Here is a 20268-nt window from a genome sequence, read left to right on the forward strand (position 1 = left end):
GCGCAACGAATGCGGGCGGTTAGCTCAGTTGGTTAGAGCGCCACGTTGACATCGTGGAGGTCACAAGTTCGAGTCTTGTACCGCCCATGCCTCGTTCTCCAGCGAGGCCTTTGTTTTTCAAGAACAGGTTCTTCCGGAATTTCCGGGAAACGCAGCGTGGAAAGTCCAACGAAAGCAGACCAAGGATCGTGAGGCAGGTCTCCGACGGGAAGAGTGCGACGCTCATGAAGACGCTGACAAAGCCGGACACAACGGGCACAGCCCGGATAAAAATCATAGAATGTGTCTTGTCCTGTCGTGTCCGTCGTGTCCGCGCCGTGTCCGCGTCTTCATGAGCGTATCGCTCTCCTCGGTCGGCCCAGCCTCACGACCCAACGGGCGAATCCCTGAAGACCGTTTTTTTGAGAACAGACCCGACCCGAGACTGACGGACAACCGAAAGCACGCTCTTGATTTCCGCCAAGAGATGCCCTGCCTCCGCTCACCACCTTCGGCTTGACGCTCTCATCGCGCCCAAATACTTTGCGTCAGCTTCGGCGGATGCATCGCGAGCTGTTCGCGGATGCGTCCGCCGTCGTCGTCTCGAATCGTCGTTGCGCCCGTAGCTCAATTGGATAGAGCATCTGACTACGGATCAGAAGGTTGGGAGTTCGAGTCTCTCCGGGCGCGTACAATCATTAAGTAGATGGTCACCGTGAAGTCCTGCGGGACTTCGGCGGGGCGTGGCGCAGCCCGGTTAGCGCGCCTGGTTCGGGACCAGGAGGTCGGTGGTTCAAATCCACTCGCCCCGACCATGACAAAAGGAGCCGACGCGCTCCTTTTGTGCTTTCTGCGCGAGTAGCTCAGCTGGATAGAGCGTCGGCCTCCGGAGCCGAAGGTCGTGGGTTCGAATCCCGCCTCGCGCATTCCACCCCTCGAGCCCCATCGTCTCCCCAGACGATGGGGCTCGACGCTTGCCGTCTCTCCGCGCTGTAAGTTGCGGCAAGCTCCAGCGGAGATCCCACCCATGCGCGTGATCATCATACGTCATGCGGAAGCCGGCGATCGCGAAACGTTCGCGCGCACCGGAAAACCCGACTCCGAGCGGCCGGTGACCGCCGACGGCAAGAAAAAGATGCGACGCGCAACACTCGGCTTACACAAACTCGCACCGGACTTGGGTCGGCTGGTCACGAGCCCGTATCGGCGCGCCATGCAGACGGCCCGCATCGTCGCCAAGGAGTACGCGGGCCTGGAACCGGTCGTGCTCGAGCAGCTGATTCCGGATGTCAAGCCATCGGTTGTCGCACGATGGTTGCGCGCCCAACGCGGCCTCGATACGATCGCACTGGTGGGACACGAACCGCAGTTGTCGAAGCTCGCAGCCCTGCTCGTGACCGCGAACGGCGAGCCCAACCTGAGGCTCGAGAAGGGAGCGGCCTGTGCGATCGACCTGCCCGGAACGAGCCGGCCGGGCGCCCTGCTCTGGCTGCTCACGGCCAAGCAGCTGCGTTCGTTAGGCAAGAAACGCAGGAGATTGACCCGATGACCACGCTCGCGACATCGACGCCGGCGCCCGTCCTGCCGCTCACCGAGCGGCCGGCGTGGGCGGCGCTCGACGCGCACTTCCGCACCATCCGCGATGCACATCTGCGCACGCTGTTCGCCTCCGATCCGGCGCGCGGCGAACGCCTGGTGGCCGAAGGCGCCGGGCTCTATCTCGACTATAGCAAGCACCGGGTGACCGACGAGACGCTTAGGCTGCTCTTGGAACTCGCACGACAGTCCGGACTGCGCGAGCGCATCGATGCCATGTTCCGCGGCGACGCGATCAACGTCACGGAACGCCGGAGCGTGCTGCACGTGGCGCTCCGTGCACGGCGCGGATCTACGATCACCGTCGCCGGCGAGAATGTCGTCCCCGCGGTGCACGACGTCCTGGATCGGATGCGCGCCTTCACCACAAGAGTCCGGTCGGGCGACTGGGTCGGGCATACCGGCAAGCGCATCCGTCACGTCATCAACATCGGGATCGGCGGATCTGATCTCGGTCCGGTGATGGCCTATCAGGCGCTGCGCTTTTACAGCCAGCGCGACCTGTCGTTCGGATTCGTGTCCAACGTCGACGGCACGGATTTCATTGAAGCGACCCGCGGACTCGATCCGGCGGAGACGCTGTTCATCGTGTCATCGAAGACGTTCACGACTCTCGAGACCATGACCAACGCGCGCACCGCGCGCGCGTGGACCCTGGCTGCGTTAGGCAACGAGGCGGCGGTTGCCAAACACTTCGTGGCCGTGTCGACGAACGCCAAGGCCGTGACCGAATTCGGCATCGACACCGCCAACATGTTCGAGTTCTGGGACTGGGTCGGCGGCCGCTATTCCATGGACTCGGCGATCGGCTTGTCGACCATGCTCGCCATCGGAGCGGACGCGTTCGACGAGATGCTGGCCGGCTTCCATGCCATGGACGAGCATTTCCGCACGACGCCGTTCGAGCGCAATCTCCCGGTCCTCATGGGCCTGCTCGCCGTGTGGTACGCCGATTTCTTCGGCGCGCAGACCGTCGCCGTGCTGCCGTACGACCAGTACCTGGTCCGTTTCCCCGCGTACCTACAGCAGTTGACGATGGAGAGCAACGGCAAGCACGTGACGCTGGACGGACGCCGCGTCGCGTATCAGACGGGGGCGATTTTCTGGGGCGAACCGGGGACCAACGGCCAGCATTCGTTTTACCAGCTGCTGCACCAGGGCACCATACTGGTGCCGGCGGACTTCATCGGCTTCTGCGACGCGCTGACTCCGTTAGGCGACCATCACGACCTGCTGATGGCGAATCTGTTCGCGCAGTCGCAGGCGCTGGCCTTCGGCAAGACCGCCGACGAGGTGCGCGCCGAGGGAACGCCGGAGTGGCTGGTGCCGCACCGGGTGTGCGAGGGGAACCGGCCCTCGAGCACGATCCTCGCCGACCGGCTGACCCCGGCGTCGTTAGGCGCGCTGGTGGCGCTCTACGAGCATTCGGTGTTCACGCAGGGCACCGTGTGGCAGATCGACTCCTTCGACCAATGGGGCGTCGAGCTGGGCAAGGTCCTCGCCGGCCGCATCATCCCCGAGCTGGGCGGCGCGGCCCAGCCGCGCCTGGCACACGACAGCTCGACCAACCGGCTGATCCAGCGCTACCGCGCCCGCCGCTCGCGCGGCAGCCAGAGCCGGTAGCCGCCGCGCAGCACGTTGGCGTTGCTCCCGAGCCGGACGCCCGCCGGCGGCTTCCCGAGGTGCTTCACGTTGCCGCCGCCTAACAGAATGTAGTCCGGCAGCAGCGCCTTGCCGAGGAGCGCGCACACGTCGGCCACGTGACGCCGCCACTTCTTGTTGCCCAGCTTCGACCGGCCGGCCTCGCCCAGATACTCTTCGTACGATTTGCCCTTGTGATACGGCAGGTGCGCGAGCTCCATCGGCACGATGGTGCCGTGCAGCACCAGCGCCGACCCCAGACCCGTGCCGAGTCCGAGGAACAACATGTGGCCGCCCTCGTAGCTGCCTAACGCTTGCAGCGCGGCATCGTTCACGATGCGCACGGGGTGGTGCAGCGCCCGCGCGAACGGAAACCCGACCCATCCGCCGCCGAGGTTGAACGGCTCCCGCAGCGGCTTGTCGTGCGTCACCGGCCCGGGATACCCCATCGAGATCACGTCGAACCGCCAGTCCTGCGTGGCCTCGCGCACGGCCTGCGCCATGTGCACCGCGGTCATGTGCGGTCCCGAGTCGATCTTGACCGGCTCTTTGCGTCCGGCAAGCCACAGCTTGATGTGCGTGCCGCCGACGTCGATCACGAGCACCCGGCGCCGGCCGCGCGAGCGCTCGGTCACCGCGGCGCTCCGGCCGCGCCGCCGCCGGCGCCGCCGGTGTCCGACGGCCACCCCCCGCCTAACGCCTTGTACAGCTGCACCGCCGAGACGAGCTCCTGCCGCTGCACCTGCGCCAGGGTGAGCTCGGCCGTGAACAGACTGCGTTGGGCATCGAGCACGTCGAGGTAGCTCGAGATGCCGTTGTCGTATCGGCGTGAGGCCAGGTGCAACGCGCTCTGGAGCGCCGTCACCTGCGTCTGCTGCGCCACGAGTTGGTCGTGCGATGCACGCAACCCGATCAGCGCATCCTGCGCATCCTGCAGCGCCGTGAGCACGGTCTGCTGATACATGTACTTCGCCTGTTCGGCCCGCGCGCGCGCGGCCTTGACCTCGTTCGTGTACTGCCCACCCGTGAAAATCGGCAGCGAGATGCCGCCGAGCACGGTGTAGATGTCCGTGTTGTTCTTGAACAGACTCGATGCAGTCGTGGACTGCGTTCCGTATTCGCCCGTGATCGTCACCGTCGGCAGCCGCGCCGCCTCGGCAATGCCAATGCGTGCGGTTGCGGCGCGCAGCTGCGCCTCGGCTTCGCGCACATCGGGTCGCCGCTCGAGGAGCGACGAAGGCAGCGCGCGCGGCACCGCGATCGACGACAGCACGGCGGGCAGCGGTTCGCCGCGCGGCACGTTCGCCGGATGATGGCCAAGCAACACGCTGAGCTGATCTTCCTTCTGCACCACCTGTCGCTCGAAGTCGGCCACGCGAGCCGCGGGATCTGCCACCTGCGACTCGAACTGCCGGACGTCGAGCTCCGAGATCAATCCCTGTTGGAAGCGTCGTTGGGCGAGACGCAGCGTTTCGCGGCGCGATTCGAGCGTGCGGCGGGAGATGTCGAGGTCGAGGTCGAGCTCGCGCAGCTCGAGATACGCCGTGGCGACGTCGCTGATGAGCGTGAGCACGACGGCGCGCTTCGCCTCTTGCGTCGCGAGCAGATCTTCACGCCCAGCCTCGGCGGTGCGACGCAGACGTCCCCAGAAGTCGAGCTCCCAGGACACGTTGCCGGTCACCGAGAAGATGTCGAATGTGATCGGCGTTCCGCCGAACGAGATGCGTTCCTTTCCGGCCGACCCGTTGGCCGTGATCTGCGGGAAGAGCGGGCCTTTCGCCACGCCGTAGTCGGCGCGGAATTCCTGGATGGTCGCGATCGCCACGCGCACCGTGCGGTTCTCGGCGACGGCCGTATCGACGAGGCGCCGGAGCACGGTGTCTTGCAGCAGCGCAAACCAATCGATGTTCGAGCTCGCGGCCGTATCGTTGGGCGGCGACGGCGGCATGAGCGAGAGCATGCTGTCGGCGAGCGGCATGGTCGAATCGCGCTGCGTCGCCGGGCTCGTGTCGGGGTGCGCGGCCAGCGAATCGTAGAACGGCCGCAGCGAATCCTCGAGCGGCGACGGCGGCCGCCAATCGTTAGGCGTATCGACCGGCGGGCGGTGATAGGCCGGCCCGACGGCGCACGCGCCCATCGTGGCGGCGAGCACGAGCGGCAGCGCCAACCGGCGCATCAGTCGCCCTCCGCTGGACGCGTCGACGCCGGCTGTGGCGCGGCGGCTTCTGCCCGGCGCCCCAGCAGATGTTCGCTCGCGCGCCGGATCAGGGCGAAGAACAGCGGAATGAACAGAATGCCGATCGACGTCGCGAACAGCATGCCGGCGAACACCGCCGTGCCGATCGAGTGCCGGCTGATCGCCCCCGCGCCGCCGGCCACGACTAACGGAACGACGCCGAGGATGAAGGCGAACGATGTCATGAGAATCGGTCGCAACCGCTCGCGTCCCGCCTCGACCGCCGCGTCGCGCACCGACTTGCCCTGCGCACGCTGCTCGCTCGCGAACTCGACGATCAGAATCGCGTTCTTCGCCGCGAGGCCGACGACCGTGATGATGCCGATCTGGAAGTAGACGTCGGAGGGAATCCCGCGCAGCCACATGCCGAGATAGGCACCCAGCACCCCGAACGGCACGCCGAACAGCACGGCGAACGGAATCGACCAGCTCTCGTACTGCGCCGCGAGGACCAGGAACACCATGATGATGCCTAACGCAAGGACGAGACCGCCGCCGGTGGACGTGCTCTCCTGGTACGATTCGCCGCTCAGCGCGGCGCCGACGCCGAGCGCGGCGTACTTGTTCTGCACCAGCTGATCGACCGCCGCGAGCATCTCGCCCGAGCTCTTGCCGTTCCCCGGCGACGCCGTGACCAACGCCGAGGTGAACCCGTTGAACCGCGTCACGATGTTCGGCCCGCTGCGGAACCGCACCGTGGTCAGCGACGACACCGGAATCAACTGTGGACCGTTCCCGCGCACGAACAGACCGCCGATGTCCTGCGGCTCTTCGCGATACGGTTGCTGCGCCTGGATCTGCACGCGATAGGTCTTGCCGTACAGATTGAAATCGTTGACGTACAGCGTCCCGAGCAACGATTGCAGCGTCTGAAACAGATCGGTGAGCGAGACGCCGAGCGATTTTGCCTTGGCGCGATCCACGTCCACGTAGAGCTGCGGCACATTGACGCGGATGGATGCGCGCGCCTGCTGCACACTCGGGAGCTTGTTCGCGTCACTCGCGAACTGGTTGGCGATCGCCGCGAACCGCTGCAGGTCGTTGATGCCGTGATCCTGCAGGTTGAGCTCGAGCCCGGACGTGACGCCGATGCCGGGAATTTCCGGCAGGTTGAAGCCGAAAACGAGCGCGTCCGGATTCCGGAAGAAATGCGCGTTCGCCTGATTGAGGATCGCCGTGGCGCTCTGGCGTTCATCCCACGGTTTCAAGTTGACGAACATCGTGGCCGAGCTGCTCTGGTTCGCTCCCTGAATGAGGCTCAATCCAACGAGCGACAGCACGTGGTTCACGCCGGGCTGCTTGAGCAGATACGATTCGACGCTGCGCACGACGGCGTCCGTCCGTTGGAGCGATGCGTCGTCCGGCAGCTCGACGGAGATGGCGAAGTATCCTTTGTCTTCGGTCTGAAGAAAGGCCGTCGGCACCACGCGTCTCATCACGACGATGAGAATCACGATGACGGCGAACGCAGCGACCCATGGGCGAGCATGGTCGAGCGCGTGCTCGACGCCGCGAACGTAGCGGTTGGTCACGCCGGCAAATCGGCGGTTGAACCAGCCGAAGAACCCGGTGTGATGCTCGGTCGACTCGTGGCGCAGCAGCACGGCGCACAGCGCCGGCGTGAGCGTGAGCGCCACGATGCCGGAGATGATGACCGAGACCACGATCGTGATCGCGAACTGTTTGTACATCTGCCCGGTGATGCCGCCGACGAATGCCACCGGGATGAACACGGCGCACAGGACGAGGACGATCGCCACGAGCGCGCTGGCCACCTGCCGGATGGCGCGGTCGGCGGCGACCGCCGGGCGCACGTGTTCCGCAGCCATGATGCGGTCCACGTTCTCGATCACGACAATGGCATCGTCGACGACGATACCGATGGCGAGCACCAGGCCGAACAGCGTGAGCAGATTGATCGAGAAGCCGAGCAGGCGCATGCCGAAGAATGCGCCGACGATGGACACGGGGACGGCGACTAACGGAATGAGCGTCGCGCGCCAGCTCTGGAGAAACACGAACACGACGAGCGTGACGAGGATCAGCGCTTCGACCAGCGTCTCGACGACTTCCTTGATCGACTGGGTGATGAACGGCGTCGTATCGAACGGCACCGACCAGTGGACGCCCTGGGGGAACGTCCGCGACAGCTGCTGCATGCGGGCGACGACGGCTTTGTCGACGTCGAGCGTGCTGGCGCCGGGCCGCAGGTACACCAGGATCAACGCGCTCGGCGTGCCATCGAGGCGGCCGGAGAGGTCGTAGTCGCGCTGGCCCATGGTCACGCGGCCCAGGTCCCCGATGCGCACGAGCGAGCCATCGGGACGCGCGCGGACAATGATGTTCTCGTACTGTTTCGGATCCGTTAGGCGACCGAGGGTCGTCACGGGGATGGTCAGTTGCGTGCCCGCCGGCGACGGCTCGCGTCCGATGCGGCCGGCCGGATTGGTCGTGTTCTGCTCGGCCACCGCGGCGGCCACGTCGGACACCGTCAGGCCAAGTTGGGCGAGCCGGTCGGGCGCCAGGTCGATCAACATCGACAGGTCGGCTTGTCCGAACGTGGTAGCGTCGCCGACGCCGGGCAGCCGCTTGAGCTCGTCTTGCACGTAGATCTCGGCGTAGTTGCTGAGATAGCCGGCGTCGTAGCGAGGATCATCCGACGTGAGCGCAACGCCCATGAGGATGTTGGTCTGCGCCTTCTTCACGGTGATGCCGTTGCGGACGACCTCCTGCGGCAGCTGCGGTTCGGCCAGCTTGATCTGGTTCTGCACGTCGACGGCCGCGAGATCCTGATCGCGCGAGATGTCGAAGTAGATCTGCAGGTTCATCGAGCCGTCGCTGGAGTTCGATGACTTGTAGTAGAGCAGCCCCGGGATGCCGGACAGCTGCTGCTCGATGGGCGCTGCCACTGCGTTCGCGACGTCCTGCGCCGTGGCGCCCGGATAGACAGCCGTGACCTGGACCACCGGCGGCGTGATGGGTGGATACAGGTCGATCGGCAGCTGGTGCAGCGAGAACGCGCCTAACAGCACGATGGCGATCGAGATCACCGCCGCGAAGATCGGCCGGCGGACAAAGAAGTATCTGACTTCGGGATCGTTAGTCATGTGTGCCGATCCGGAGCGCGGTGCCGGGAGGCGCGGTCAGGACGGTGTCGCCGCGCGCCGCGCGCCCCGTGTCAGGCGGCGGCACGTACGCGACGGGACGCACGGGTGCCCCCGGCATGATTTTCTGAATGCCGTCCACCACGACGCGATCGCCGGCGGTGAGGCCGCTGCTGATCAGCCACTGGCCGCCGACGAACGTGTCGCCTTTCACGTCGCGCGTGCTCACCTTGTTGGCCGAGTCGACGACGTAGACGAACGACCCGCCGATACTCTGCTGCACCGCGCGCTGCGGGACGAGGATGGCGCCGACGCGCTTCATGCCCAGCAGCGACACGCGCACGAATTGCCCGGGGAGCAGCGTATGCTGCGGGTTCTTGAACGACGCCCGCAGCGCGAGCGTTCCGGTGTTCTCCTGGACCGCCAGATCGGCGAAGTCGAGCGTGCCTTCGATCGGGTAGACGCTGCCATCGGCGAGTGTCGCGCGCACCCCCATCGGCCCGGGTGCGGCGATGAGCGATTTGTCGGCGAGCCCGCGACGCCAGGCCAGCACGTCCTGATCCGACGGGCTGAAGTTCACGTAGATCGGATCCACCTGCTCGACCGTCGTGAGCAGATCCGTTGGGCCGCTGACTAACGCGCCGAGCACGAGATTCGCGCGCCCGGCACGTCCGGAGATTTCGGCTCGGACGAACGTGTTGTCGTAGTCGCGCTGCGCCCGCACCACCGCGCCCTTCGCGTTGTTCACCGCCGCGCGCGCCTGCTCTTCTTCCGTGCGCGCGTCGTCCACATCCTTCTGGGCGACCGCGTGCTCGCCCAACAACGGCACCAGGCGGTTGAGATTCCGCTCGGCGTTGGCGAAGCGCGCTTCGGCGTCGGCTTGTTGCGCCTGCGCGCTGCGCAGCGCGGCTTCGTACGGCGTCGGGTCGATGCGGAACAACACGTCGCCCTTGTGCACGTCGGTGCCTTCCACGTACGGACGCGCGATGATCACGCCCGACACCTGCGCGCGCACTTCGACGCGCTTCGATGCCTCGGCTTGCCCAACGTACTCGAAATCCGCGGGAATGGTTTTCGGCTCGACCGTGAGCACCGACACCTCGGGCGGCGGCGGCGCAGGCGGCGGCGCGTGATGACACGCCGCCATGACGAGCACGGCGGGAAACAGACAGCCAAACCGAGAGCGGCGCGCCGCCAACCGATGGCGGATGCGGAAGCGGTGTGCACTCACATCGAATTCCCGGTAGTGGTTTACATCGGCGCAAGCGAGCGCGACGTACCCGCACATCGACTGCGCGCAACTTCCCCTGAACGTAATGAGGGGCGCAGACGCATGGTTCCAGACGGCGCATGAGACGGCGCCGGCGTCGGCGAGTCAAGGGCTCAGCGGGAGCGGCATGAAGGTGATGACGAACAGCACGACTGCGATCCAGCCGACGATGACGCGCCGTTGGTCGAGCGGCCGCTCGGGTGCGATTACCGGAGGATGCGCCAGTCGTCCGCGTCCAATCGCCAAGCCGAGCACGGCCCAGAACCACCATCCCTTCCACACGAAGCCGAGTGGAATCAGGGCCAGCCACATCGCGCGCGCGACGAATACCTGCGCGCGCGGATGCATGGCGAACGCGATGTGTCCGCCGTCCAGTTGGGCCAACGGAAGCAGGTTGAGCGACGTAACGAGAATGCCGACCCACCCGGCGACGGCGAGCGGGCTCAGCTCCACCAATCCGTGGAGGCCGAGGACGGCGCGGCACGCGGCCAGGAGCAACGAATCACCGATCAGAATCGGATCGCCGTTGAATCGCGCGAACTGGTGCGCAAATGCCAGCGGTGTTGCGACGCCCGGCAGCGAGGTGCTGCCGTGGAGACCGATCAGCAGCACTGGAATCGCGACGACGATGCCGGCTAACGGACCCGCGACGCCGATGTCGAACAGCGTGCGCCGATCGAACATGGGTGAGCGGAGTCTGATGAATGCGCCGAGCGTTCCGATCAGATCGAGAGCAGCGGGAAACGGGATGAAATACGGCGGGCTCGCATCGACACGATATCGCCGCGCGGTCACATAATGGCCCGATTCGTGCGCGAGCAGAATGGCCAGCAGCGGGAGGGAAAACGGGAAACCGGCCCGCGGGTGAAGAAAAGTATGGAGGCGCCATGGATCGACCGTACCGGCGAACATGGCGCCGCCGACCGAGGTGGTGATGATCGCCGCGAGAAAAAGCGCCGCATGCAGCCACCACCGCTCGCGTACCGGCGCGCGTTCGTGCACGAGGACCAGCCAGTCCCCGTCGAGCGCACGTTGCCAGTAGTAGTATCCGTCCCAGTCCGAGAGGTACGACGAGAGCAGTCGTGACGGTCCGCTGTGCTCCGGATTGACAAGCCCTTCGATGATCTCGCGGCTCCCCAACTCGAGCACACGCCAGTACGCAAAGCACTCTGTAACAGGGAAATTCGGCACTCTTGACCGCCTGTTTTGGCGACGTTACCTTGGCAACGCCTACTGCACGCCTCCTCGCCTTACCACTCCGCGCACATCGTCGTGACGACCGAGTCCATCCCCGCCTGCATCGGGAGGGATTCTCGAATTGTCTCTGCGGTTGCGTCGCGCATCTGCACCGAGTGAGCGCACCCCACCCTCGGAGTCGACGTACGTGGATATCGCCGAGTTGAAGCAAAAGTCCGTGGCCGAGCTGCACACGATGGCCGAGGACTTGAATATCTCCAACTTCTCGGGACTGCGAAAGCAGGACCTGATTTTCCGCATCGAGCAGAATTTGCTCGACTCGGACATCGTCCTGCGCGGCGAAGGTGTGCTCGAAATCCTGCCCGAAGGATACGGCTTCCTGCGCAGCCAGGATTGGAACTACCTGTACGGTCCCGACGACATCTACGTCTCTCCGTCGCAGATCAAGCGATTCGATCTGCGCACCGGAGACACGGTGCTCGGCCAGGTGCGTCCGCCGAAGGAAGGCGAACGATATCTCGCGCTGCTGAAGGTCGAGACCATCAACAACGAAGACCCCGAGAAAGCCAAGCATCGCATCGCGTTCGACAATCTGCGTCCGCGATATCCCGACCAGCGCTTGCGCCTCGAGACGACGAGCGGCGACCTGAGCATGCGCGTGGTGGACATCATCGCGCCGATCGGCAAGGGACAACGCGGGTTGATCGTCGCGCCGCCGCGCGCGGGCAAGACGATCTTGATGCAGAAGATGGCTAACGCAGTGATCGAGAATCACCCCGAGGTCACGCTCATCGTGCTGCTCATCGATGAGCGTCCCGAGGAAGTGACGGACATGCAAGAGCAGGTGGACGCGGAGGTGATCAGCTCGACGTTCGATGAGCCGGCGGACCGCCACGTGCAAGTCGCGGACATGGTGATCGAAAAAGCGAAGCGGTTAGTCGAGCATGGCAAGGATGTCGTGATCCTCCTCGACTCGATCACGCGGCTCGCGCGTGCGCACAACGTGGTCGTGCCGCACTCGGGCAAGATTCTCTCCGGCGGCGTCGATGCGCACGCGTTGCACAAGCCGAAGCGGTTTTTCGGCGCGGCGCGCAACATCGACGAGGGCGGCTCCCTGACGATCATCGCGACCGCGCTCATCGAGACGGGGTCGCGCATGGACGAGGTGATCTTCGAGGAATTCAAGGGCACGGGCAACATGGAGCTCGTGCTCGATCGCAAGATCGCTGATCGCCGCGTGTTCCCGGCGATCGACATTCAGCGCTCGGGCACGCGAAAAGAAGAATTGCTGCTCACGCAGGAAGAGCTCAATCGCGTGTACCTGCTGCGCAACTTCCTCGGCGACATGCCATCCACGGAAGCGATCGAGTTTCTGCTTCAGCGCATGCAGCGCACGAAGACCAACAAAGAGTTTTTCGCCACGATGGCGCAGGGATGAGCGGAACGCGGGACGAGGAAGGCGGGTCGCACGAACCGTCCTCGCTTCCGCCCGCGTCCCGTGTCTCGGGCGGTCACGACGACGTCCGCGTGTCCCTTCCCGGACGCGTGCTCGCGATAGATTACGGCGATCGCCGCGTTGGCCTCGCGATCTCCGATCCCACACGCATGATTGCGTCGCCCGCCGGCTTCATCGCGCGTCGCGCGGGAAAGCGGGCGCCCATCGCGCAGATCGTGCAACGCGGCACGGAACTGGAAGCTGTAGCGGTGGTCTTCGGTCTTCCCCTCGACGACAATGGCGACGAAACGCCGCGCAGCCAGGAGGTTCGGCGCGTGGCCGTCGAGCTCGAGCGGCGTACCGGTTGGCCGGTTTCACTCGTCGATGAGCGGTACTCCACCGCGGCGGCGCTCCGCGCCATCCGCGAGATGCAGGGCTCGACGCGTGGCCGGAAGGGGGATGTTGATGCGCTTGCCGCCACAATCCTGCTTCAACATGCGTTGCACATGGAGGGCTAACGCGCGCCGCCTTGGCGCGTCGGTGCTCTTCGTTGGGCTTGCGGCGTGCGGCGGTTCGCCCCACGGGCGCATCGTGCGCGTCACGATTCCGCCGGGCGCGACGTTTCGCGTCGCCGCGGATTCGCTGCGTCATGCCGGCCTCGTCGGATCCCCGCGGCTCTTCCGGCTCTACGCGCAAGTGACCGGCCGTGACCGCGACATCAAGGCGGGCACGTATGGATTGCAACGGGACATGGGTTGGAGCGCGCTGGTGCAGGCGTTGCACGAAGGGCAAGGATTGGAGCGCCGGCTCACGATTCCCGAAGGGTGGTCGCTGCGCGAGATCGTGCCTGCGTTAGTCACCGCCCTCGGCGCACCCGAGGATTCGGTCGAAGCCGCGGTGCGCGACACCTCGCTGTTGCGCGAGCTCGACGTTCCGACGCCGACGCTCGAGGGCTATCTCTTCCCCGACACGTACGTGTTTGCCTACGGCACGTCGCCGCGCGACGCCGTGCGTGAAATGGTGCACCGCTTCGAGCAGGTGTGGGATCCGCGGTGGGACGACCGGTTGCAGCAACTGGCGATGAGCCGCAACGACATCGTCACGCTCGCCTCGATCGTCGAGAAGGAAGCGCGGCTGCCCGAAGAGCGGCCGGTGATCGCGGCCGTGTACCACAACCGGCTCAAGGATCAGATGCCGCTCCAGGCCGACCCGACCGTGCAATATGCGTTAGGCGAACACCACGATCGCGTCACCTACCGCGACCTCGAGGTCGACTCGCCGTACAACACCTATCGCCATCCCGGGCTGCCGCCGGGACCGATCGCGTCGCCGGGCCGCGCAAGTATCGAAGCGGCGCTCTTTCCGGCGTCGGTGCCTTACCTCTATTTCGTGGCCGACACCGACGGGCACCACGAGTTCCGCACGACGTTCAAGGAGCACAAAGCGGCGAAGGCCGAGATCCGCCGCGAGCACGGCAGCGGCAGATAGCCTCCCCCGCTGCGCCGCGTTCCGTTAGTCGCGCAGATGCGCGGCGCCGCGCAGATACACCGGACGCAGCTCGCTGCGGGGACGCGCCGATTCCAGATGGATCAGCACCCGGATGCAGTGCGCCAGGCCCCCCTGCACCGGAATCTCGGTGGCGCACAGGAGCGGCACGTCCACCCATCCCAGATCCCGCGCCGCCCGCGCCGGAAAGTCGCTCGTGATGTCCTCCGAGACGGTGAAGACCACGCTGATGATGTCGGCGACGGCTATGTTATTGATGGCGACCATGTGCTCGAGCAGTTCGCGCGTGGCATCGCGAACGTGGGACGGGTCGTCGCGGTCGATGGTCGTGGCGCCGCGCAGAGCGCCGAAGTGCCGCTCATCCTGCAAGGACATCCATGCTCGCTCCTGAAATGCTGACGCTGGTCGCAATCACCGACGGTGCGCCGGACGATGCGGCCGGTCTCATCGCTCGCGCGCAAGCCGCGGCGCGCGGCGGCGCGACCATGATTCAATTGCGACTCAAAGATGCCGATGCCCGGACGATGGTGGAAGTGGCGCGCGCCCTCGTGGCATCGCTTCCTCCCGGCGTTCCGCTCATCGTGAATGATCGAGCCGATGTCGCGATCGCGGCCGGCGCCGCCGGCGTGCACGTGGGACCGGAAGACATTCCGCCGGCGGCGCTGCGTCGCGTCGTACCGCGCGCATTCATTATCGGCGCGAGCGTCGGCTCGGATGCGGAAGTAGCGCTTGCGGCCGACGCCGACTACGTAGGCATCGGGCCCATCTATGCGACAGATTCGAAGCACGACGCCGGCGCGTCGATCGGGACAACCCGCCTCGCGGATCTCATTGCACTCACGAAGAAGCCCGCGGTGGCGATCGGTGGAATCGATGCGATCAACGGGGCTCACGCCATTGCCGCAGGTGCGGTCGGCGTCGCAGTGATTCGCGCGATTTTCGGCGCGAGTGATCCGGAGCAGGCCGCGCGAACCCTCCGCGCGGCGCTCGGCCGCTGATGGAGCGCGTGCGCTGTCCGTTTCTTCGCGAGCGTAAATGTTCTAAACTCATGCGACCCGAAACTCGGGTGCGCTTCACCAGCACACGACAACGCCGGCCTCGATAGCAACCCGCCACCGATTCCATCCGCCGATCGTCATCCCGGTGGACACGAACTGATCTCGTACCTCCAGCCAAGTCGCCTCGCTTCTCACTTCCCTTCACGCCGTCGTTTCATGCACCCGTCTTATTCGTTCTCGCTCAGCCTGGTGCTGGTCGCTGCTGCGACGTCTGGCGCAGCCCAATCGTTCGACTCCACCGCGGTCGCTCAGTTGTCGCTCATGCCGATGCCCGCGTCGGTTCATGTCGATTCGGGCGGACAGCTTGCGCTCACCTCCTCGTTCCGCGTCGCGGTGCCCCGCTTCAAGGACGGCCGGCTCCTCCGCGCCGCCGACCGGGCGATCACCCGGCTGGCGCGCCGCACCGGGTTGCCGTTGTCGCACGCGGTGGCGCACGACTCCTTGTTAGGCACGCTGGTGATCGACGTGCGGGGCCCCGGCGAAGCGGTGCAATCCGTCGACGAAAACGAATCGTACACGCTCGACGTGACGACGTTTCGTGCCGTGCTTCGCGCGCCGACGGTCGTTGGCGCGCTGCGCGGACTGGAGACGTTTCAACAGTTAGTCACGGGCGGGAGCGCGGGTTTCACGATTCCCCTCGCGCACATCGCCGATCGTCCCCGATTTCCCTGGCGCGGCCTGTTGATCGATGTCTCGCGGCACTTCGAACCGGTGGACGTCATCGAGCGCAATCTGGACGCGATGGCTGCCGTCAAGCTCAACGTGCTGCACTGGCATCTGAGCGACGACCAAGCATTCCGCGTCGAGAGCAGACGCTATCCGAAGCTGCAGGCGCTCGGCTCCGACGGATCGTATTACACGCAGGCGCAGATACGCGAGGTGGTGGCGTACGCACGCGATCGGGGCATTCGCGTGGTCCCCGAGTTCGACATGCCGGGGCACTCGATCAGCTGGTTCGTGGGATACCCGTCGCTCGCCAGCGCGCCGGGACCCTACTCGCTCCCCACAGACTACAACTTCACGGCCGCCGCGTTCGATCCGACGCGCGAATCGGTGTACCGGTTCATCACCCGATTCGTGGCCGAGATGGCGCCGCTGTTTCCGGATCGATATTGGCACATCGGCGGCGATGAGGTGGATGCGCGCGCATGGGAGCCCAACACGGCCATCCACCGGTTCATGCGACGCCACAAGCTCAAGGATTTCGGCGCGCTCCAGGCGTACTTCAACCGGCGCCTTGCGCGCATCCTGGCCGCCCAACACAAGCGCGTCGTGGGGTGGGACGAAATTCTGCATCCCGATCTTCCGCACGACGTGGTGATTCAATCGTGGCGCGGTCAGGCCTCGCTGTTCACGGCGGCGCAGCAAGGCTACTCGGGCATTCTCTCGGCAGGCTACTATCTGGATGCGATGTCGACCGCAGGCCAACTGTACGCGGTGGACCCGATTCCCGCGGGGGCGGAGGTGGACAGCGCGCAGGCCGGGCGTGTGTTAGGCGGGGAGGCCTGCATGTGGGGCGAGCTGGTGACTCCGGAAACGATCGACTCGCGCATCTGGCCGCGTACGGCGGCGATCGCCGAGCGGCTGTGGTCGCCGGCTACGGTGGTGCAGGTGCACGACATGTATCGCCGGTTAGGCGCGGTGAACGTTGAGCTGGCCGATGTCGGCGTGCACCAGCTCTCCGGGCCCGACGCCCTGTGGCGGCTGATCGCGCAAACCGACGGCATCGCGCCGCTGCGCGACCTGCAGCGTGTGGTCGAACCGGTGAGCCTGGGGCAGCGGATGCACATGCGCCGGCCGACGTCCTTCACGCCGTTGGTGGCGCCGGGCGACATCGTGACGCCCGACGCCGCGGGCGGACGCGCGCTCTCGATGATGCTCGACACGCTCTTTCATGCGCCCGAGCGCGGCGCGGGCCTGCGCGACTCGTTGGCGACGATGTTCAACCGGTGGCAGCAGATCGCGCCCGCCATCGCCGCGCTCTCGGCGCGCGCACCGCTGCTGACCGACGCCGACAGCGCCGCTGCCGCGCTGGCGACGGCCGGGGCGATCGGCGCGGAAGCGCTGCGGCAGCTGGAAGGCGGCCAGCCCGCGGCGCCGGCGTGGACGTCGGGCCGATTGGCGCAACTCGATTCGCTCGCCGCGCCGCGGGGACTGCTGCGGCTGGCGATCATTCCGCAGCTTCGGCGGCTGGTGCTGGCCGCGGGCGGATCGGCCGCGACGACGGGGCAGTGAACGCGGAGGCCGTGGTATCGAGGAAGGGCGCCCGCCGTTGGGCGAGCGGCCATCCGTGGATCTATCGCAGCGATGTGGCGCGGCGGCCGGACGCTCCGGCCGGCGCGGTGCTGGTGCGCGACGCCTCGCGGCACCCGTTAGGCTGGGCGCTCTGGAGCCCGGCGTCGGAGATCTCGCTCCGGCTGCTCGACGCGCGCGCCGATGCGGTGATCGACGCGTCGTGGTGGCGCGACCGGCTGCGCCGGAGCGCCGGCCGGCGGGCATCGTTAGGCGCAGTGACGTCGGCCTGGCGCGTCGTGCACGCCGAGGCGGACGGATGCCCATCGCTGATCGTGGACCGCTACGGCGAGTGGGTGGTGGTGCAGTTGCTCAGCGCCGGCGTGGACGCGTTTCGCGGCCCCATCCTGGAAGCGTTAGGCGACGTGCTCGCGCCGGCCGGCATCCTGGCGCGCAACGACGCGGCCGTCCGCGCGAAAGAAGGCCTGGCGCGCACGACCGAGCTCCTCGCGGGCGCCGTGCCGCGCGAGATCGAGGTGCGCGAACACGGCGTGCGCTACCTTGCGGCGCCGTGGGACGGCCAGAAGACCGGCGCGTTTCTCGATCAGCGCGAGAACCGCGTGCGCGCCGGCCAACTGGCGCGTGGACGCGCCTTGGACTGCTTCAGCTATCACGGCTCGTTCGCGCTGCACCTCGCCCAACGCGCGGAGCGGGTGACCGCCGTGGACAGCTCGGGCGCCGCGCTTGCGCGAGCGCGCGAGAACGCCGCGCGGAACGACCTCGCCACGATCGATTTCGTGGAAGCCGACGTGTTCGATTTTCTGCGCGACGCGGAGTCGCGCGGCGAACACTACGACACCATCGTGCTCGATCCCCCCGCGTTCGCGAAGACGCGCTCCTCGCTTGCCGCCGCGCTCCGCGGCTACAAGGAGATCAACCTGCGCGCGATGCGTTTGCTCGCTCCCGGCGGTATGCTCTTCACCGCCAGCTGCAGCTTCCATCTGTCGAAGCCGATGTTCCTCGACATGCTGACAAGCGCCGCCGCGGACAGCGGCCGCCGCATCACGCTCCGCCAGCTGCTGGGTCAACCGCTGGATCATCCGGAAGTGCTGACGATCCCCGAAACCGGCTATATCAAGGCGGCAATCGTCGAAGCAGACTGACCGCTCACACCTGGCACTGCGGGCAGTAGTACGTCGATCGCCCTGCCTGCACGATTCTGGTGATCGTGCTGCCGCAGCGCCGGCACGCGAGGCCCTCGCGGTCGTAGACGTTCCAGCGCGCGACGGCGGCGTCGGTCTGGTAGCGGCCGGCGGGCGAACGCCGGAGCACCGTGCGGATGGCGCCGATCAAGCGGCGGAGGCGCGGAATGCCTAACGAGCTGGCGGCGGTGCGCGGGTCGATGCGCGCACGCCAGAGCGCCTCGGCGGCGTAGATGTTCCCGATGCCGGCGATCACCCGCTGATCGAGCAGCGCGGGTTTGATGGCGCCGCGGCGGCGCGCCAACGAAGCGGCGAGGGACGCCGGCGTGAGGGATGCGTCCTCCGGCTCCGGGCCTAACGGCGGCAGCGTGCCGGCCAGATCGCGGGTCAGCGTCAGGGTGGCCAGCGCGCGCGAGTCGGACAACGTCACGCGCCCGCCATCGTCCAGCTCGAGCTCGGCGCGCGCGTACGGCTCCATGGGCGCCCCCGCTCGACCGATCACCCAGTCTCCGGTCATGCGGAAGTGCGCGACTAACGCAGTGCCGTCGTCCAGGTGCAGCACCTGGTGCTTGCCGCGGCGCTCCACCGCCCGCACGACGCGCCCGGTGAGGCGGCGTTGCGCGGCCGGCGGCAGCGTCCGCCGCAACGATCGATGCAGCACGCGCACGCGCGTGATGCGACGACCCGTGATCGCCGCGCGAAGGACGCGCGCGGCGTGCTCGACTTCAGGCAGCTCCGGCATTTCGACCCCGGTCCACGATGGTGACGCGACCTCAGAATCTACGCGCGCACGACACTGGCTACGATTCCAGGCGCACCGTATCCTTCGGCGTGCCCAGCCCTGCGCATGCCACTCAGCCCTCGCCAGCCGCAGCGGCCGGACCCCGCTCGGCGCGCGCGACCGCCGTCCGCAACACACTGCTGATCATTCTCGCGCTGAACGTGCTCGTCGTGGCGATCAAAATCGCCGTCGGCGTGCACACGCGCGCACTCTCGGTGCTCGGCGCGGCGCTCGAATCCGGTCTCGATGTGCTCAACAACGTGCTGGGCATCGTGCTCGTCGGCGTCGCGTCGCGCGCTCCCGACGAAGAACATCCCTATGGACACCAAAAGTTCGAGACGTTAGGCGCGCTCGCGATCGTCGGATTTCTGTCGATCACGTGCTTCGAATTGCTGCGTGAAGGCGTGCGCTACGTGCTCGGCGGCAACACGCCGCACGAAGCGACCATTCCGCAGTTGGCGCTCGTCGCCGCCACGATGCTCGTGAACGTGCTCGTCGTCTGGTACGAACGACGGCGCGGCGAGCTGCTCGACAGCGCATTTCTCTCGGCCGATGCAGCGCATACGCGGAGCGATGTCTACGTCACCTGCGCCGCCGTCGTGTCGCTCGTGCTCACGCGGTACGGGTGGGGCATCGTCGATCCATTCCTCGCGATCGCCGTCGCGCTCGTGATCGCCCGCAACGGATTCGACATCGTGCGGCGGACGGTTCCGGTCCTGGTCGATGAACGAGCCATCGAAGCGCGCGACATTCGCCAGCTGCTGAGCGCGGTTACCGGCGTCATGGATGTGCGTGCGGTGCGGTCGCGCGCCATGGCCTCAGGTGTGCTCCTCGTCGAGGTGACCATCGGCGTCGACCGAAACATGTCCGTGGAAGCGGCTCATCGTGTGTCCGACGCAGTGGAGGCTAGACTGCACACTGAACTTGGTGCATCAAGCGTCACAGTCCACGTCGAACCTGCATAGGGACTTGCGCGCTACGGACAAAGTTCTACTTTAGGTGGCACCCCACTCGTCTCCCCGCGACTGTGC

At 66.5% G+C, this 20268-nt stretch carries 16 protein-coding genes and 4 tRNA genes; 13 read left to right on the forward strand and 7 right to left on the reverse strand.

Going from position 1 to position 20268, the window contains the following annotated elements; all coding sequences use genetic code 11:
- Nucleotides 1-13 precede the first annotated feature (13 nt).
- The 6 genes from VFW04_04700 to pgi all read left to right on the forward strand — a co-directional run bounded on the left by VFW04_04700 (nt 14) and on the right by pgi (nt 3198).
- A tRNA-Val gene (locus tag VFW04_04700) sits at nt 14-87 on the forward strand.
- 508 nt (nt 88-595) lie between these two features.
- Nucleotides 596-669 (forward strand) — tRNA-Arg (locus VFW04_04705).
- A 47-nt stretch (nt 670-716) separates the two neighbouring features.
- Nucleotides 717-794: transfer RNA gene (locus VFW04_04710), tRNA-Pro, on the forward strand.
- Between the two features lie 37 nt (nt 795-831).
- A tRNA-Arg gene (locus tag VFW04_04715) sits at nt 832-905 on the forward strand.
- Nucleotides 906-1006: 101 nt separating this feature from the next.
- A complete protein-coding gene (locus VFW04_04720) occupies nt 1007-1528 on the forward strand; it encodes a histidine phosphatase family protein (protein HEX5178605.1) in 522 nt (173 codons plus the stop codon).
- Entirely contained in the window at nt 1525-3198 is a 1674-nt protein-coding gene (gene pgi, locus VFW04_04725; GenBank protein HEX5178606.1) for a glucose-6-phosphate isomerase, read from the forward strand. Before VFW04_04720 ends, pgi begins: the two co-directional genes overlap by 4 nt.
- On the opposite strand, the gene VFW04_04730 is transcribed toward pgi, so the two are convergent.
- The 5 genes from VFW04_04730 to VFW04_04750 form a co-directional block, all read right to left on the reverse strand.
- Nucleotides 3159-3851: a hypothetical protein gene (locus VFW04_04730; GenBank protein HEX5178607.1), complete on the reverse strand. Its 693-nt coding sequence runs from the start codon at nt 3849-3851 to the stop codon at nt 3159-3161. The two genes, pgi and VFW04_04730, sit on opposite strands and share 40 nt — an antisense overlap.
- Nucleotides 3848-5392 carry an efflux transporter outer membrane subunit gene (locus VFW04_04735; protein HEX5178608.1) on the reverse strand — a complete coding sequence of 515 codons (1545 nt, stop codon included), beginning with the start codon at nt 5390-5392 and terminating at the stop codon, nt 3848-3850. The genes VFW04_04730 and VFW04_04735 overlap by 4 nt, the downstream gene beginning before the upstream one ends.
- Complete coding sequence (locus tag VFW04_04740; protein HEX5178609.1) at nt 5392-8559, reverse strand: multidrug efflux RND transporter permease subunit; 3168 nt, start codon at nt 8557-8559, stop codon at nt 5392-5394. The genes VFW04_04735 and VFW04_04740 overlap by 1 nt, the downstream gene beginning before the upstream one ends.
- Nucleotides 8552-9787 carry an efflux RND transporter periplasmic adaptor subunit gene (locus VFW04_04745; GenBank protein HEX5178610.1) on the reverse strand — a complete coding sequence of 412 codons (1236 nt, stop codon included), beginning with the start codon at nt 9785-9787 and terminating at the stop codon, nt 8552-8554. Before VFW04_04745 ends, VFW04_04740 begins: the two co-directional genes overlap by 8 nt.
- 144 nt (nt 9788-9931) lie before the next feature.
- The gene (locus tag VFW04_04750) at nt 9932-11017 is read right to left on the reverse strand and encodes a site-2 protease family protein (GenBank protein HEX5178611.1); all 1086 of its coding nucleotides are present in this window, start codon (nt 11015-11017) and stop codon (nt 9932-9934) included.
- Between the two features lie 193 nt (nt 11018-11210).
- Here VFW04_04750 and rho point away from each other — a divergent pair, with 193 nt between their 5' ends.
- The 3 genes from rho (at nt 11211) to mltG (ending at nt 13946) form a co-directional block, all read left to right on the forward strand.
- Nucleotides 11211-12461 carry a transcription termination factor Rho gene (gene rho / locus VFW04_04755; GenBank protein HEX5178612.1) on the forward strand — a complete coding sequence of 417 codons (1251 nt, stop codon included), beginning with the start codon at nt 11211-11213 and terminating at the stop codon, nt 12459-12461.
- On the forward strand, nt 12458-12976 hold the full coding sequence (gene ruvX, locus VFW04_04760; protein HEX5178613.1) for a Holliday junction resolvase RuvX: 519 nt from the start codon (nt 12458-12460) through the stop codon (nt 12974-12976). Before rho ends, ruvX begins: the two co-directional genes overlap by 4 nt.
- Before the next feature lie 73 nt (nt 12977-13049).
- Nucleotides 13050-13946, forward strand: coding sequence for an endolytic transglycosylase MltG (gene mltG, locus VFW04_04765; protein HEX5178614.1), 897 nt, complete (start codon nt 13050-13052; stop codon nt 13944-13946).
- A 24-nt stretch (nt 13947-13970) separates the two neighbouring features.
- Here the strand turns inward: mltG and aroH are convergent, their stop codons facing one another.
- Nucleotides 13971-14339, reverse strand: a complete 369-nt coding sequence (aroH, locus tag VFW04_04770; protein ID HEX5178615.1) for a chorismate mutase — start codon at nt 14337-14339, stop codon at nt 13971-13973.
- A gap of 2 nt (nt 14340-14341) precedes the next feature.
- On the opposite strand from aroH, the gene thiE reads away from it, so the two are divergent.
- The 3 genes from thiE to VFW04_04785 all read left to right on the forward strand — a co-directional run bounded on the left by thiE (nt 14342) and on the right by VFW04_04785 (nt 18417).
- Nucleotides 14342-14962 (forward strand): thiamine phosphate synthase, encoded by a 621-nt coding sequence (thiE, locus tag VFW04_04775; protein HEX5178616.1) that lies wholly within the window; start codon nt 14342-14344, stop codon nt 14960-14962.
- 216 nt (nt 14963-15178) lie between these two features.
- A complete protein-coding gene (locus VFW04_04780) occupies nt 15179-17257 on the forward strand; it encodes a beta-N-acetylhexosaminidase (GenBank protein ID HEX5178617.1) in 2079 nt (692 codons plus the stop codon).
- Nucleotides 17258-17268: 11 nt separating this feature from the next.
- Complete coding sequence (locus VFW04_04785) at nt 17269-18417, forward strand: class I SAM-dependent rRNA methyltransferase (protein ID HEX5178618.1); 1149 nt, start codon at nt 17269-17271, stop codon at nt 18415-18417.
- Between the two features lie 4 nt (nt 18418-18421).
- Here the strand turns inward: VFW04_04785 and mutM are convergent, their stop codons facing one another.
- Complete coding sequence (gene mutM / locus VFW04_04790) at nt 18422-19198, reverse strand: bifunctional DNA-formamidopyrimidine glycosylase/DNA-(apurinic or apyrimidinic site) lyase (GenBank protein ID HEX5178619.1); 777 nt, start codon at nt 19196-19198, stop codon at nt 18422-18424.
- Between the two features lie 89 nt (nt 19199-19287).
- On the opposite strand from mutM, the gene VFW04_04795 reads away from it, so the two are divergent.
- Nucleotides 19288-20202: a cation diffusion facilitator family transporter gene (locus VFW04_04795; GenBank protein ID HEX5178620.1), complete on the forward strand. Its 915-nt coding sequence runs from the start codon at nt 19288-19290 to the stop codon at nt 20200-20202.
- The last annotated feature ends 66 nt before the right edge of the window (nt 20203-20268 follow it).

It is taken from the genome of Gemmatimonadaceae bacterium, assembly GCA_036273715.1.
GTDB lineage: Bacteria > Gemmatimonadota > Gemmatimonadetes > Gemmatimonadales > Gemmatimonadaceae > JADGGM01.

Excerpts from the sequence above, each read along its gene's own strand:
- VFW04_04720 (HEX5178605.1), top strand. The coding sequence starts at position 1,007 with ATGCGCGTGATCATCATACGTCATGCGGAAGCCGGCGATCGCGAAACG.
- pgi (HEX5178606.1), top strand. The coding sequence starts at position 1,525 with ATGACCACGCTCGCGACATCGACGCCGGCGCCCGTCCTGCCGCTCACC.
- VFW04_04735 (HEX5178608.1), bottom strand. The coding sequence starts at position 5,392 with ATGCGCCGGTTGGCGCTGCCGCTCGTGCTCGCCGCCACGATGGGCGCG.
- VFW04_04740 (HEX5178609.1), bottom strand. The coding sequence starts at position 8,559 with ATGACTAACGATCCCGAAGTCAGATACTTCTTTGTCCGCCGGCCGATC.
- ruvX (HEX5178613.1), top strand. The coding sequence starts at position 12,458 with ATGAGCGGAACGCGGGACGAGGAAGGCGGGTCGCACGAACCGTCCTCG.
- aroH (HEX5178615.1), bottom strand. The coding sequence starts at position 14,339 with ATGTCCTTGCAGGATGAGCGGCACTTCGGCGCTCTGCGCGGCGCCACG.
- thiE (HEX5178616.1), top strand. The coding sequence starts at position 14,342 with ATGCTCGCTCCTGAAATGCTGACGCTGGTCGCAATCACCGACGGTGCG.
- VFW04_04780 (HEX5178617.1), top strand. The coding sequence starts at position 15,179 with ATGCACCCGTCTTATTCGTTCTCGCTCAGCCTGGTGCTGGTCGCTGCT.
- mutM (HEX5178619.1), bottom strand. The coding sequence starts at position 19,198 with ATGCCGGAGCTGCCTGAAGTCGAGCACGCCGCGCGCGTCCTTCGCGCG.